Raw genomic sequence first — 14385 nt, 5'->3', positions numbered from 1 at the left:
TGGCCGGCCGGGACCCACTCGTCCTACGCCCACCCAGCGACCTGGCCCGCCCCACCCCGGAGCAGGCCCCGCCCGCCGAGGACCTCACCGGGACCTGGTGCGAACCGAAACTCGACGGCTACAGGACTTCTGCCTGGCGCTGCGCGGATCGCGCGCGTCTGCTGTCGCGCACCGGGAACGTCCTGACCGTCCTGGCCACCGAGGTCGTCGCCACCACCGTCCCCGATGCCCACCACCCGCGGCGTCGCCGCCAAGCTCCGCCAGGTGTGCGCAGCCGACACCAACGGCACGCACCCGCCATCCGAATCGGGGGATCGACTCCCGTCCCTCCTCAGTCACTGTGTGGGCGGTCCACGGGCCTTGGGCGACCGGCTGACAGCCGAACATGCGCAGGCGTCACCCGCGGGTAGCTGACAGTCACCGTGATGTGAGCTGGATCCCCTTGGCGGGGGTGCTGGACGGGTGTGGCTCGTGATGGTGCTCACGCGCCCCGAGCGCCTCCTACCCTTCCTAGTAGGCCGCTAGCCAGTCGCGTCCGCCGCGCTCGTTCACTTGGTCGCCGCCGCTGCGGCGCTCGCTTGCTCGCAGCCGAGTCTCCGCCGTTTTCGCGGGGTAAACCGGCGCAAATCGCTCATAACGGTCGCGCTCGGCCGAGTCCGACCGCCTAGGCGACGAGTGCTGGACCCCCCTCCCGCAAGCGCGCGTCGGCTCCGCCTGCTACGACGCCGCGTCGTAGCAGGCACCCCTTGGAACCCGCCACCCACCCCGCTAACAATGGCTCAGTCGCCAGCTGCGGCGATGGTCCGATCCACCGCCGCGACTCCCGTCGGGCGCTCGCCCCACGTGACCGCCCCCGTGCCGACACCCGCCCACCGGACCAACCGGGTCCGCCACAGCGCGGGAGCAGGCGCCCACACGATTGAGGTCGAACTCCACATGCCCGTGATCACCACCCGCATGCGCAAGTCCGCCGCCCTGCTCACCACCGCCGTCGGCATCGTCGCGATCGGCGCCGCCATCGCCCCCACCGCCGCCTCCGCCGCCACCCCGCAGTCGCTGGCCGCCAGCATCGTCCCCGCCAACCAGCTGGCCTCCTTCGACCAGATCATCTCCCACGAGAGCGGCTGGAACGTCACCGCGACCAACCCCTCGTCCGGCGCCTACGGCCTGGGCCAGGCCCTGCCCGGCAACAAGATGGCCTCCGCCGGCGCCGACTGGCAGACCAGCGCCAGCACCCAGATCAAGTGGGCCTACGACTACATGAACGGCCGCTACGGCAGCCCCAACCAGGCCTGGGCCTACTGGCAGATCCACCACAACTACTGATCAGCCACAGCTCCAGGATCGGCCGCACCCGCCGATCAGCCACCCCGCCCCACGACGGACGCCACGAGCCGACGTCGGGGCGAGCGGAGCCGGCAGCCCAGGGCCCGGTACGCGCACCACGCGTACCGGCCCCTCGGCGTTCGGTTGTCCAAGCGGCCGTGGAGTTCGGCGGTCAGGGGATGTCCCAGGCGGGCGTGTAGGTTCCGCGTTTCGCTGTCCAACGGCATCGCCATGACCTGCAAGGCTGCGGCGTTCCACGCTCGTGTCCTCCGAACGTTTTCCTGGGAACTGTGTCCGATCCTTGGCAGCCGGGCTCTAGGACGTCGCTGGCCCTGAGTAGGGCCGGGGACCGTGCTCCCGGAGCGCAGTGAGCCCGCTCCTGGCTATCTCGTCGAACGTGCCGACAGCCTTGACCGTGACGAGGAGATGCTGCCTGGCGTAGTGCTGGGTGATGGGTTCCAGCATCGCCTCGTAGGACCTGAACCGACCGCGGATGCTGTTCTCGTTGTCGTTCCCGCGTTGATAGAGCTCACCGCCGCAGACGTTGCAGACGTCCTCGACGAGGAGATGATCCACCGATGGCTCGAAGATGTGGGTCTGGTCGTTGCGGCAGAGGCGGCGGCCCGCCAGGTGACGGACGTGGCGCTCCTTCTCCTCTCCCGGAAGATGCAGGTGCAGAACGCCGTCCAGGGGCTTGCCGAGCTCGCGGAGCAACTCATCCAGAGCGAGCGCCAAGGCGACGCTGTGCGGGTATCCAACGAGGAGGAAACCCGGATCGGTCACCCGGTGCAGGTGGTCCCGGATGATCGCGGTGATGATCTCGTCCGGAACCAGTCTGCCGGAGTTGATGATCTCGGCAGCTCGGATTCCCAGCTCGGTGCCCTGGGAGAGGTGAGTGCGCATGAGATCGCCGAAGTGGATCTGCGGCACTGCCAGGCCCTCAGCCAGCGAAGCGGCCGGAGTTTCCCGCCTGAACACTGGTGGTTGGAGGAGAACGACGCGCATCAGCCCATCACTCCTTAGCTTGGCTCTGATCGCAGATCCACTGGGCGGCCCGCAACTTGGACATGCAGACGCGGACGCCCCCTCCCGACCCTAGATCGAGTCAGGTTTCGCGAGACGCGATCCTGCCATGCTGCAACCGCAGTCTGCCAACGTCTGACGGGCCGAACCTGAACTCCAACACCGAGGTTCGGCCCGGGCGTGGGCGCACTGCCCAGCGCGCTCTGAGGGCCTCTCAGGTCGCCGGAGGGCCGCCCCCCCGGGCCCGGCCCTCCGGCGCTGATCAGGTGGGGGAGCAGAGCTTGGCGTTCACGGGATGTCCCATGCAGGCGTGTTCATGAAGATCCCGGAGTAGGGGATCTCCGCGGTTCTCAGCGGTCGGCTGAACCACGACCGTTCGATGGTCACGCCCATCACCCGCTCGGCCAGGAGGAACAGCTTCGGCCCCCAGAACTCGGTTGAGTCTTCGACATCGACCAGGCCAGTGCACCAGGCGGGATTCCAACGGACGTCGCCTTCTCGCAACGGCGTGACAGGTCCGTAGGGTTCCTCGTGGACGACGAGGTCGCCGTCGACCGCGTATTGCACGGAGTCGTCGCCGTTGATGCCGAGCAGGAGCCCGAAGCACCTGCCCCCGCGAGACATGTCACGCAGAACACCGGGCACCGCTCCGGTCGAGCCGACGACCTCCAAGGCGAAGACCACCCCGCCCACGGTGCCGACACTCACGTGGCCACGGTGGCCTTGATGACCCGGCTGAAGATCGTAGATCTCGTCAGCCACCAGAAGGCGCGCGCTCCTGGGGTCGCCTCCGAACCGCCGGATCACCTCGTCTTCGGCAACACCCTCGACAAGCGTGAGGACCGGGTAGAACCCTTCCTCTTCATCGATCCAGTCGAACCGGTCGTCCTGAATGTCCATCGCGCATACATACCAGGCGTTCCCGACATCGACGCGGGCCCCGGCCGCATCTAGTCAGGGAGGCTGCCCGGGCGCGCGGCCACAAGCTATCGGTGCCCTGGCCCAGCCTCCTGCGGACACTCCGCCCAAGTCCGGCAAGTCACCCGATCAGTGGCTCCCAGACTCGCCGAATCGGCCCCCGAATTCACCGAAGAACACCCTCCATGAACGAGTACACCGCCGCCACGACGGGACCGGCCACAAGGTGCCCGCTCGGTGGTCGGCCGATCCGGCCGAGGTAGATCACGACGATGCTGACCGTGTGGTCAGTTTCTCGGCAACCCCACCGCCGCCAGCCACCACCCGTCCAGGGCGGCGAACCACTCGGGCTGCTACAGGCTCACCCCAACCGCCCCATTCCCTGATCTACGGTGGAGTATCAGTCCCCCTACCGATCTTCCGTCCAACGAAGATTCCGGCTACGCCCACTGCTCCGCTGCCGAGGATGCCGGCCCCGGCAGTGGCCTCGCCGTGATCAAGGTAGGACTTCGCGATCCAGACGTAGGCAACGACGGCGCCGGCCCCGATCAGCGAACCGATGGCCTGCAACACCATCTGGAGGGTAGCCAGTCGGCGCTGATGGGCCAGATCCGCCTCAATCTGACGGACCATCCGAGCCGCGCTGCCCGGGACGACCTGTTCCCACCGCTCCGCCTGCTCGACTGCCGGCAGTCTGTCCCAGGCGCCGATGTCCGGGTTCGGGGCGGGGGACGGCACTGCAGCCGATTCCTCGCGCGCACTCACTGGCTCTGCCTCTCTGGACCGGAGTTGTCGGACGAGTTGTGCCTGGTCGGACCCGAGCCGGGGCCGGGTGGCGGCCCGAGACCGCGGTAGGCCTCGGCTAGTCGTTGCTCGAAGGACGGCGATGCGGCCCTCCGGGGCAGAGGTCGGACCGCGAGCGCAACAGCCGTGGCGATCCCCAGCGCACTCAGGACACCCGCCTGCCACGGCACGCCGGATGGCAGCACCCCCAAGGCAAGCCACAGTGCCGCCGCTGCGGTGAGAGCCACACCGAACGGCTTTCCGGCCGAACAGATCCGGTGCCACGCGCCCTCCGTCGGCGGCGCTGAATCCTGGTTCTCGGCCGGATCCGAGGGGATGTGGGCCTGCCCCTTCTGCGTCAGCCGCGTCAGTCCGGCGGGGGTGGCCACCACCATCACCCGGTCGCCGTCCTCGAGCCGTCGGTCCCGGTCGCTGTAGCCCCACCGCAAGACCGTCTCCGCGCGTCTTGATCGGAGCGCGATGATCCGCGCGTCGTTGGGTTCCTCAATCTCTCGGGGGGTGCGCCCCGCCAACGCCAGGTGCCCGCTTGCGCCGATCTCGACGACCAGCAGCGGACGCCCCATGACCGTAAACGTACCCAGCACCGGGTTGCCGACCAGGGCCGCCGCGAAGACGGGTGCCGACAGGAATGCGATCGTCCCGGACGCGACCCGGGTTTGCCCGCTCAGCCACACCTCGGGAACGGGGTGCCCGGTGACGATCCGCTGGTACTGGCCGAGCTCGCGTACCTTGAGTGCCACTTCCCAGTCGCCCTCGCTCGTACCAGTCAGTGCCACCACCGAGCGGCTGCGGGAGATCCGCGCTTGCCCCAGCTGGGTGTCGAAAGGCATAGGGCCCACCAGCACGGGAATGCCCAGCGCGCGTGCCTCCTCGATCCCAGAGGCAGCGGGATCTGGTTCAATGCCGACCACGCGAACCCCGATGCGCTGGAGTTGCGCGGCCACCCGCCCGCCCAACCTGCCCAACCCCACGACGATGACGTGGTCGCGCAGCCCTGCCGTCACCTCTGTGCCGCGGTCACCGCGCGAATACCGGCCGAGCGCCCGCGACAACAGCAATCCGCCGGCCGCGAATGCGACACCACCGATGACTCGGCCAGCCAGCCCGTCGAGCGCGGCTACCGTGCCCAGCAAGATCGCCAGCAGCGCGACCAACACGGTCAGCTGGGGCCGGCCCCTGCCCACCACCCCGACCCAGCGCCACAGCACAAGGCGAAGCCGCACTCGCAGTGGGATGCCATGGATGCGGTCGGTCGGGAACGACACGAGCACGAGAGCGCGTGTGTCCGCATGCCTGCCCGGGACCTCGTGTTCATCTGCCGAAAACCTCCGTGCCAGCCAGATGAACTCACTCGCGTGCGCCGGGGGCAGTGGAAAGAGGCGGAGCCGATCCTCGTCGTCGATGCGGTCCGCGAGGACGGCCAGCACATCGCGGCCGTCGTCGTCATACGCTCGGACGTCGACCGTAAGGATCCGGCCCTCCACCTCCACCTCTTGCGGCAGTTCCAGAACGCGGCGGGCCATCCTCGAAGCCGCCAGGTCAGCGTCAGACAGGACAGTGCAACTGTTTGACAGCTGTCGGGCGAGCCTACCGAGATGGGGATCATCGAGCCTGAGCACGATGCGGATCCGTGGCTGGATACGGCTGGCCACCGTCGCGGCCGCAAAGTTCTCCTCGTCACTGTGGCCAACCATCGCAACGCCCGCCGCGTCCTCGATCCTGGCCGCTGTGAGCGCCTCATCGGTGACGGCCCCGTAGCGGAGCACCGCCACCACCCTGGGAAGTTGCGCGATGCGGGGGGCATGGTCCCGCTCCGGGTCCGGGACGATGGCGACGACGGACACGTCGTATCGCCGGACCAGTTCGATCACCAGTTCATAGGCGAGAGCCGACGCTCCACAGACGATGTAATGTCCCGCGATCCCAAGCGCCTCGCCTGCAGGGTCGGGGTGCTCCTCCACATCGTCGGCGCGTTCGTCCGTCTGAAGGCTTCCCTGTCGTCGCCCGGTCATAGCGACGGAGTCTACTGACGACCCGCCAGATCCGACGAGAGCCTGGCTCGCATGCTGGGCAGGCCGAAAGCCGGTGCGCGCCTTACGGCCTGCCCCGGCCGGTCCGGGCTGCGGCACCTAGAACGTGCCAGAGCCAGGTCTCACCTACGCAGCCACCTCCGAGACTGTCGGACCAGGTCAAAGCCGTGCCCACCGCGTGCGGAGTTGATGCGTCAGGCGCAACTCCGCCTACTCACTGCGCCAAGCGTTGGCCAGCGGCACCATGTGGTCGACGTCGAGCTGACCAGCCGAGGTGAAGACCTTGCCGTCGTAGGGGGAGGTCCAGGTCCCGGACACCGCGCGGCACTGGTTGTCAGTGACGACGTCCTGGCCATCGCGCTGCAGGACGGAGTGCGGTGCCTCGACCACCAGGTCGCCCACCTCCGCGCGGACCTGCTCGGCCGCTGGCGGCTCAGGCAGTTGGCGGTGCTCGGCCAGCGGGGCTCAGGCGGCGAGCACCGGCGCGGCGTTGGCCGGCAGGGCGGCAGGGCGGAGAACGACGGAGAGGCCGGCGAGGGTGGTGGCGGCGCGCAGCCACCCACGAGAAGTGATCATGCGTCAAGAGATAGTGCTCCTGCGTCCACGAAGCACTGATCGTCACCCGTTGGGGGCGCGCCCAGGCCTGTGGCTGACCTGCTCGCCACTGCGGCGGCGGCCTGGTCGGGCATGGCTGCAGGTGCACGAGATGGTGATGGTGCGGTGGCTTCCGCGCCGCGGGCTCCGGCGGTCCGGCGCTGCGGGCCGGAGGCGCCCGGCTGAGGAAATCTCCAGGCGTGACGATGAGCCGGGGTGGGGCCCCGGCGTTTTCCTCCCGCCCTACTCCGCCGATTCTGTCGCGGGTGGTGTTGGTGGCCCGGTCGGCTCTATCGCGTAGGCCTGGTTCCGATACTGCATGATCAGTTGGGATTGCTTTTCAGGGTCGCCGATCTCCCGCACCATCTCGATGAACGCATCGTCCAGGCGTCCCTCACGACGGTCTCGGAGCATGCCGCGCAGCAGGCTGGTCAGCGGTACGGAGAGGGCGGCGAGGGTGCCTGCAGCGAGTACAGCCCACCAGGGGGCGCCAGTGAGTGCGGTGGGCACGCTGGCGGCTCCTGCTGCCAACGGGCGGAGGGCGGAAGAGCTCACGACCAGGCCTTTCCGGCATGGTGCGGCCCCACCGCACCATGACCTGACGTCCCGGAGCGGCCCGGGGTCGACGATGACAGTGCGGCGCTTGCGGCCCATGCCGCGGTACGGCATCCGGACCTGGTGGAGCACCCGCCGAGGGCGGGACGGTTCAGGGCATGGCGAGCTGGCCCCGGAATTCCAAGAATTGGGGCTGGTTTTTCTGAGATTTTCCTTGGGGATTCTCCCGATTTTCCGGGCATCTCCGACGGAGGTCTTGTCTGGCTATTTTCGAGCAGCCCCGAGAACGTGATGCGTTCTAAGAATACGGGGTACTAAATAGCCTTTCCATTGACCTGCTACGCCTCCGGTGTGATCCGGTTTCGGTGTTCTGCGCGTCCGGGCACGCCGGACGTGAGGTCCAGTGTGCCCGGACCGGGCCACCGAGCGCAATCGCCGTTGACCGATCCGGCAGAACCTCGGACACCGGGCGCCGCGCGTGAGCATGATCGAAGGCGGACTATACGACGAGCGAGGCGAGGGTGGGACTGTGATGCACGAGCCGACCGAGCATGGGTACGTGTTGCTGCAGGCCGCGGCGGCGGAAGGCCCGCGCCCGGGCCGGTGCGCAACCGGCCCGGCCGGCCACCCGGCGAAGGCCTGCGGCACCTGCGGCTGCGATCCCCGTCGCACCGCCCCCACCTGCGGCTTCGCACCCGGTCCGCAGGGTCCGCACCCGCCCTTGCGCATCGCGGTCGGGGCGGTTGCGCGGGCCGTCGCAGTCGCAGCACCCGGTGGTGCAACACGCGCTGCTGCTGCACCACCGGAAGTGCAGCAGCGTGTAGCAAGGGTCGCCTTGCTACACGAGGAGCAGCAGCGTGCCCGGGTGCAGCAAGGCCGGCCTTGCTGCACCCCGTGACCGTCCGGCCCGGCAGGCGGCTGCACCGGCATAACGACCTTTCCTCTGTCCTGGCCGCCCCTGCCCGACCGACCCGGCCGAGGACGAGCCCGACTCCGGGCCCGACGACCAGGCGCTCGACCCCGCTCAGCTACCGCGCTCCACCGGGGCCGCGACGCCGGGGAGGCTGCGGCCAGGTGGGTGCGCGAGCTCGCCGGCCGCCAGGAGGACGAGCGCCACGCCCGGGCCCTGGAGCACGCGGCCGCAGGGATCGAGCGAGCCAGCCACCAGGAGGTGATCCCCGGCGGCGACGGGCAGCTGGCCGAGGAGCTGCGCTACTCGCTGGCTGCGGACGTGCTGCTCGGCGCCACCTACACCGGCACCCTGCCCGACCTCGCCCCGGGCGAGCGGATGCCGCTGGTCGCGGTCTGCGCGCTCGCGGCCGCCATGCCGGGCTGCGTGCTCGGCGACCTGCCGCGCGAGCTCACCCTGCTCGCCGACGAGCTGAACGCCGCCACCACCGTCGGCCGCACCGCCACCGCGGCCGCGAACAGCGCGGACGCCGGGTGACCCACCCGACTGGCCAGACGGCGGCGGCCCTGACACAGCTGACACAGGAGATACAGGCGCACCCCTCCACCAGGGAAAACACGGTCATCGGGATACAGATGACACAGGCTGAGGTCGGGTCTGTTTTACGGCCGTAAAACAGATCGCTGCAACCTCGCCTCACGCCACGGGGTTGTGGCTGCCAGCCGGAGTGCGTCAGGCCGGCAGCGCTTCGGGGTCGCGGGTGCAAAGGTGGGCGGTGGGGCAGGCCGGGCAGCCGCGGACGTCGACCAGGTCCGCGACCGAGTCGAAGAGCTCCTGGGCGCGTTCGACGGAGCCGACGCCCTCGAAGGTGGCGTACTCCTCGGCGGTGCCGACGGTGCCCTCGGCCAGGTGGGAGCGCAGGTATGCGAGCGCGGCAAACCTGTCGGCACCCAGGGTCCGCGGGTCGCCGGGGATGCACGCCTTGGGCACCAGGTCGCTGGCGATGTCGCCGCCGAACAGCCACGGGTCGCCGGGCTTGGCGGGCTTGCCGACGACTACCCGCAGCACGGTGTCGTCCTCGCCGTCCGGTTCGACCAGCAGCATGCCGCCTGCGTGGAGCTCGTGGACCGCGCCCCGCACGTCCGCCGGCTCCATCGCGCCGCCGAGCATGGCCGCGAGTTTGCTGGCGGGCAGGTTCCTGATGCTGCCGTCCGGGCGGCGCAGCCGCAGGGCCCCGCCATCGAGGGCCACGTCCAGCTGGACGGCCTGCACCGGGATCTTCGGCCCGTAGATCGGGCGCAGCCGGACCAGACGGCGCATCAGATCGAGGGCCTGCGCGGAGAGGCCGGGTTTGGCGGCGGCTCGCTCGGGGTCGAGGTCAGCGGCCGGGGTCATCCACCGGTCGTAGCCGGGCGGCTGGAGCTGCTGGAGGGTGTATCCGGCGGCGGCGCGCTCCCGACGCGGCTTGCTCGGCTTCTTGCGTCCCACGGTGACGTCCTCCCAGCTCAGCGTGCGGTGACCGGGCCATTGAACACCCGCCGCAGCGGCCTGATTCCCGGGGGTAGCAGCACCGGTGCTGCTACCCCCGCGTCCGCGCCGGGTGGGGCCTGCGCCAGGTCGCCGGCGGAGCACTCACCGCTGGGTGGCAGGTTCTCCCCGCCAGCAGCTGATCAGGCGCTACGGGAAGGCCCCGCTTCTTCACGCCGCTCAACCGTTGTCGGCTGCCCGCCGGGAGGGACGGGCGCGAGAGGGACGGCGTCAGGGGGCGTAATGGGAGTCGCTTAACTGCTGCTGGCCCTGTTCTTGCGGGCCATGCGCGCGGGGTGCGGGCCTCCGTTCGTCGTGGCGCACGCTTCGCCGGGGGGCCGACCGCAGACCGGGCAGGTTCCCCGCCGCTGGCGAGCCTTTCGTTCGTCGAGGATCAGCTGGGTCCGTTCTTCGTGGGGCCCCCGGCGCCACGGTTCGGCTGCCTGGCAGTCCTGCCCGGCCTCCGCGCCGCACCGAGGGCACGAACGCGCGATCCAAAAACGGCGAGCGACCTTATCGTGCATGCTCCACGGGTAGCTCACCGGTCGGTCCCGGGAGGCGGCCCGTGCGACAGCCCGGTTGCTGCCGGCACGGGCGACCCAGCGCTGGACGAGCGCCTGGTCCTCGGGGCTGAGCGCGTCGCCGGCCGTGGCCGCTTCCTGGACAAGTGCGTCCACCAGTGCGCGCAGCTCAGCCGTCTCCATGGAGCGCCGGCCTTCGAGATCGTCCAGCAGACTTCCCGCCCGGTGACGGGCGATCACGACCGAGGTGGGCAACCCTGGCTGTGGGGCCGCCCGGCGGCGTGCGGCAACGGCGGCGAGGTGCTCGGCGGCGGCCACCAGGGCCGCCTCCTCGTCGACGGTGCGTTCGTGGGAGGCCTTGACGTTGGCGAGGAGCAGCAAGTGGCGCACCTCAGCGGTGTCCTGGTCCTGGACGGCTTGTTCGATGCGGGTGAACAGGTCCCGGCGGGCCTTCGCCTGCACGGTGAACCACTGATCCAGGTCCTGAAGGGCTTGGTCAACCTGGGAGCGGGTCGGCGGGTCGAGCGGGCCCAGGGCACGGATCTCCTCGACAACACTGGTGACGAGGACCACCGACTCGAGCTTGCGGCCCTCCGCGAGGCGGCGCAGCAGCGCCTTGGCGCGGGCCGCCGTGTTGGGTGCCCCCACCGCCGGCCGGTATCCGGTGCCACCTGATCGGGGAACGCGGCGGGCGGCGGAGATCTCCTCGACTGCGGGCGTGCTCAGGCCCCGCTCGGTGATGCTGCACTCCTGGAGGGTGAACCACCGGGTCGGACGGGCGAACGCCTCGGTTCCGATGCGCACGTCGCGGGCGGTCCCCTGGCTTTCGAGCCGGATGCGGTGGACGTACCAGCGCCGCACCAGCGTCGCGTCGTCGACCGGCACCGATACGCCCAGAACCGGCTCCATGGTCTCGTCGTCCCACACCGGTGCCACCGTGTCGTCCAGGTGGAGGCGCAGCCCGCGGGGCTGGTGCTCGAAGGTGACGTCGACGACGGAGCCGAGCGGTTCGCGCAGGTGGACGGCGCCCTGGTGGCCCTGGTCGCGGAGCCAGGCTGCGGCGGCGGACTTCGCGTAGAGGTGGTCGGCGCTGCCCACGCCCCGGGCCCGGCGCTCGCACACGTGCAGGCCGGTCGGGTCGGGCAGGTGGGAGAAGTGGCAGACCCGGTCGGTGTAGAGCTTGGTGGTGAGCTGGGTGCCGCAGCCGCCGAGCAGCAGCCCGCACCAGAAGGTGTCCTCCACGTGCCGCTGGCGGAAAGCCTCCAGTTCGATCGCCTCGAGCGGCAGGAGCAGCGGCTCCTCCGACTCCGCGCCGCCCAGCACCGCCGTCTGAATACGGCGCTTGTCACCCGGCAACGACAACCCCCCAACAGGTGCCTGACCATGGACATCTCATCGTGTCACCGAGCCGGGGCCCCAGGCGGGGCAATGCGCAAATCGCCCGCCGGAGCGGCGTGCCCATTCGGTACGGCGGACCGGCCGCCACGGTCACGCGGCACCGCTTCGCTGCGGGGCAGCGAGGGCCGTGCGCAGCGGGACGGCGCCCGCCCGCTCTGCCCGGGCCCGGCGCAGCGCCCGGGTGTGGGAGCTGTCCGTGGTCGCGGCCCGGTTGGCCTGGTCGCGCAGCTCGGCCTGGTGGTCCAGCGCCTGACGGAACGCCTGCTCCGGCTCCCGGTGAGCGGCCAGGGCCTGGTCCTGCCGCTGGATCGCCTGCTGGATGTTCGCCGCCGGGCGCCGGTCGGGCTGGGCCTGGCGGTGGGCGACCATAGCGCGCTGGTAGCTGGCGCACCGTTCCCTGGGCTGCGCGGCCTCGGCCACCACCGGGGCCGGGCTCTTCGGCACCGCCGGCATGCTCGGTTCGGCGGCCGCGACGGTGGCCGGGGCGAGCACGCGGATCGAGCGGACCGCCCCGGTGCCGGCGTGGGCGTTGATTCGGGCGAGCAACGCGGTGGAGGTCAGGCGCAGTTGGGTGGCCCAGGCCGGGGAGGCGGGGCGCAGGTCCAGCTGGCCGGTGGCCGCGGTGAACGCGACGGCCTGGACGTGGCCGGCGAGTTCGGGGGCGATGGTCGGCCAGTCGGCGAGCACGCTGCCGCCGACCACGGGCAGGTCCCAGGCCCGGTCGGCCATCAGGGCTTGGAGGGCGCCGCCAAGTCCGATCGGGTCGCGGCCGTCGGTCCGGCGAACCCGGACGGTGGTCTTGGCGCGCTTGGCCGCGAGCTGGTCGACGCCGTTCCTGCGGGCGGCCTGGCGGGCCGCGTTGAGGGCGAGCCTGGCCAGGTCCGCACCGCACAGCTCCAGTTCCGGAACTGGGTCCGGCTCTGGGGTGGCCTGCGACGGAGCCGGTGCCTGCTCGGGGTGCCGCAGCTGCTCGAGGACGTCGTCCATCACGGTGGCGAGCTGGTCGGTCATGCCTGCCCCCAGCCGCCGTGGACGACCATCCGCGACCCGTACACGGGGGCCTTCGCCTGGAAGGAGAGCAGCTTGTCGACGACCGCGTTGGTGTACAGGCGCCGCGCGTAGTCCTCGCCCTGCGACTCGATCGCCGTCAGCACGAGGTCCGGGTGGTGCTGGGCCAGGTCGCGCAGGTGCCGCACCTCTTCGCGGGTCAGGTCCTCCAGGAGCTGGCCGGGGTCGTCCTCGCTGTGCTCGGTGGCGTTGGCCTCCTCGCCGGGGGACAGGGCGCAGCCGGCCACCGCGCGGGTGACCAGGTTGCGCACGTGCTGGCTGCGCGGCTGCGCCCAGGTGCCCTCCCATTCCTGGTGTCGGCCGGCGGTGGCGCGGCGGTTGTCCAGCCAGGCCTCCGCCAGGCGCCGCCGCTTGTCCGCCGTGTCGCCGGTGGCGAGCGCGCCGCGGAGCCGGGCGGCCAGGAACGCCGACGGGCGCCGGACCCGGTCCGGCTCCTGCCGCAGGTCCAGCCAAGCCAGCACCTCGTTCACGGTCCAGTCGGCATCCGCGAGCTCCCGGGTCACCCAGGCCACCCGCGCCACCGTCGCCTTCGACAGCCACGGCACCCGCTGGATCAGCTCGAACGCCAGCTGGTAGCGCCGACCCACCCGGTTCAGGACGCGCCGCTTCGGCTTGCCCGCCCGCTCCCGCCACTGCTGCTTGCCCGGGGTGGAGGAATCGTCAGTCCCGGCATCGAGCTTGCTCTCAGAGGGGAGGTGGGTAGAACGGTCGGTTGAAGAAGTACAGCAACCACCCTCCATTGGGGTGCAACGGCAGTCGGCTCCTGAGGCGCTCTCAGCGGCCTGTGACACCTGTGACGAAACGGGGCCAGCGAGTGCCTGAGAAGCCGTCACCGAACCCTTGGCGGCGCTCTTCGAGGACGTCTTCGCCCGGGCAGCCCGGACCTTGCGCGAGGCCCGCTTGCCGAGCAGCGCTATCACCGCGCGCCCGGCCTCGGCGATCCCGACCACCCGCCGTCGAGAGCCCTCGCCAACCGTCCGAATCCCCAGTGCCTGGTCGAACTGAGGCGGGATCACCAGCGCGAACTCCGACGCCTGCGGCTTCGCGCCCCGCCGCCGTGTGCCCATGGCGACATAGGCCAGCAGGCCGGCCTCGCGCAGCATCCGCAAATGGTTCTGCACCGTCCGCTCAGACAGCCGCAGCCTGCGCATCAAGTAGTCCACACCCGGTCGACAAGGCGACAGCGCGGCCAACTCCTGGGCCACCAGCACCGTCGAACGACCCATCGCCTTCGGGCCGTGCTCCCAGGCCGGCACGTACAAGCCCGACCCGACCACCCAGTGCACGGCCTGCTTCCAGGTGTACGGATCCGGCGCGACCCGGCCCCGCGTCGACCGCACCCATTGCTCCGCCTCCGGCACCATCAGCGCCGGCAGGACCGCCGAGCACGGAACGAACTTCGCGGCAGCCCTCGAAGCCCTCGCGGGGACATAGGCGGACTCCTGGCGCTGCCCGGGAACGAACGGCGCAGCCGAAGCTAGAGAACGTTCCTTCCAAGCACCCTCCGTCACATCACCCAATCGAGTGATGTGCGTCACATCCCGGAGCGACGATGCGGCGGCGTCGCCTGCTGCCAAGGCGGTTGGATCACCGCCAGATCCCAGGCGGGAAGCGGAATCGGCCGTGCCTGACTGTGTGCACGGGGCGCTGGCCGAACCGGACCCGCTGGTGCCGGCAGCGGCACTCCGGGTACGGCAAGGCTGGCAACCCG

General features: G+C 70.6%; 12 protein-coding genes. 2 read left to right on the top strand and 10 right to left on the bottom strand.

The window, feature by feature from the left end; all coding sequences use genetic code 11:
• Positions 1-936 precede the first annotated feature (936 nt).
• Positions 937-1326 (top strand): aggregation-promoting factor C-terminal-like domain-containing protein, encoded by a 390-nt coding sequence (locus ABD323_RS12875; RefSeq protein ID WP_344441546.1) that lies wholly within the window; start codon positions 937-939, stop codon positions 1324-1326.
• 315 nt (positions 1327-1641) lie between these two features.
• Here the strand turns inward: ABD323_RS12875 and ABD323_RS12870 are convergent, their stop codons facing one another.
• From ABD323_RS12870 to ABD323_RS12845, 6 genes are all read right to left on the bottom strand, one after another.
• Positions 1642-2331, bottom strand: coding sequence for an adenylate kinase family protein (locus ABD323_RS12870; RefSeq protein ID WP_344441545.1), 690 nt, complete (start codon positions 2329-2331; stop codon positions 1642-1644).
• A 306-nt stretch (positions 2332-2637) separates the two neighbouring features.
• Positions 2638-3249, bottom strand: a complete 612-nt coding sequence (locus tag ABD323_RS12865) for a DUF6461 domain-containing protein (RefSeq protein ID WP_344441544.1) — start codon at positions 3247-3249, stop codon at positions 2638-2640.
• A gap of 405 nt (positions 3250-3654) precedes the next feature.
• Positions 3655-4005, bottom strand: coding sequence for a hypothetical protein (locus ABD323_RS12860; protein ID WP_344441543.1), 351 nt, complete (start codon positions 4003-4005; stop codon positions 3655-3657).
• Positions 4006-4028: 23 nt separating this feature from the next.
• Entirely contained in the window at positions 4029-6083 is a 2055-nt protein-coding gene (locus ABD323_RS12855; RefSeq protein WP_344441542.1) for an NAD-binding protein, read from the bottom strand.
• Positions 6084-6311: 228 nt separating this feature from the next.
• Entirely contained in the window at positions 6312-6503 is a 192-nt protein-coding gene (locus tag ABD323_RS12850; RefSeq protein WP_344441541.1) for a hypothetical protein, read from the bottom strand.
• 435 nt (positions 6504-6938) lie between these two features.
• Positions 6939-7205 carry a hypothetical protein gene (locus ABD323_RS12845; RefSeq protein WP_344441540.1) on the bottom strand — a complete coding sequence of 89 codons (267 nt, stop codon included), beginning with the start codon at positions 7203-7205 and terminating at the stop codon, positions 6939-6941.
• A 1123-nt stretch (positions 7206-8328) separates the two neighbouring features.
• On the opposite strand from ABD323_RS12845, the gene ABD323_RS12840 reads away from it, so the two are divergent.
• Positions 8329-8697 (top strand): hypothetical protein, encoded by a 369-nt coding sequence (locus ABD323_RS12840; protein ID WP_344441538.1) that lies wholly within the window; start codon positions 8329-8331, stop codon positions 8695-8697.
• A gap of 195 nt (positions 8698-8892) precedes the next feature.
• On the opposite strand, the gene ABD323_RS12835 is transcribed toward ABD323_RS12840, so the two are convergent.
• From ABD323_RS12835 to ABD323_RS12820, 4 genes are all read right to left on the bottom strand, one after another.
• Positions 8893-9648 carry a hypothetical protein gene (locus ABD323_RS12835; RefSeq protein ID WP_344441537.1) on the bottom strand — a complete coding sequence of 252 codons (756 nt, stop codon included), beginning with the start codon at positions 9646-9648 and terminating at the stop codon, positions 8893-8895.
• Positions 9649-9941: 293 nt separating this feature from the next.
• On the bottom strand, positions 9942-11564 hold the full coding sequence (locus ABD323_RS12830) for a hypothetical protein (RefSeq protein ID WP_344441536.1): 1623 nt from the start codon (positions 11562-11564) through the stop codon (positions 9942-9944).
• 132 nt (positions 11565-11696) lie between these two features.
• On the bottom strand, positions 11697-12617 hold the full coding sequence (locus tag ABD323_RS12825) for a DciA family protein (RefSeq protein ID WP_344441535.1): 921 nt from the start codon (positions 12615-12617) through the stop codon (positions 11697-11699).
• Positions 12614-14251: a helix-turn-helix domain-containing protein gene (locus ABD323_RS12820; protein WP_344441534.1), complete on the bottom strand. Its 1638-nt coding sequence runs from the start codon at positions 14249-14251 to the stop codon at positions 12614-12616. Before ABD323_RS12820 ends, ABD323_RS12825 begins: the two co-directional genes overlap by 4 nt.
• Positions 14252-14385: the final 134 nt, after the last annotated feature.

Source organism: Kitasatospora nipponensis, from assembly GCF_039528135.1.
In the GTDB taxonomy this organism is placed as follows: Bacteria; Actinomycetota; Actinomycetes; order Streptomycetales; family Streptomycetaceae; genus Kitasatospora; species Kitasatospora nipponensis.
The sequence above is the reverse complement of the archived record's forward strand: the minus strand, read 5'-3'. Positions and strand labels throughout refer to the sequence as shown.

What these genes read in the sequence shown, in the direction of transcription:
- ABD323_RS12870 (WP_344441545.1), bottom strand. Translation starts at nt 2,331, where the DNA reads ATGCGCGTCGTTCTCCTCCAACCACCAGTGTTCAGGCGGGAAACTCCG.
- ABD323_RS12825 (WP_344441535.1), bottom strand. Translation starts at nt 12,617, where the DNA reads ATGACCGACCAGCTCGCCACCGTGATGGACGACGTCCTCGAGCAGCTG.
- ABD323_RS12875 (WP_344441546.1), top strand. Translation starts at nt 937, where the DNA reads ATGCCCGTGATCACCACCCGCATGCGCAAGTCCGCCGCCCTGCTCACC.
- ABD323_RS12855 (WP_344441542.1), bottom strand. Translation starts at nt 6,083, where the DNA reads ATGACCGGGCGACGACAGGGAAGCCTTCAGACGGACGAACGCGCCGAC.
- ABD323_RS12865 (WP_344441544.1), bottom strand. Translation starts at nt 3,249, where the DNA reads ATGGACATTCAGGACGACCGGTTCGACTGGATCGATGAAGAGGAAGGG.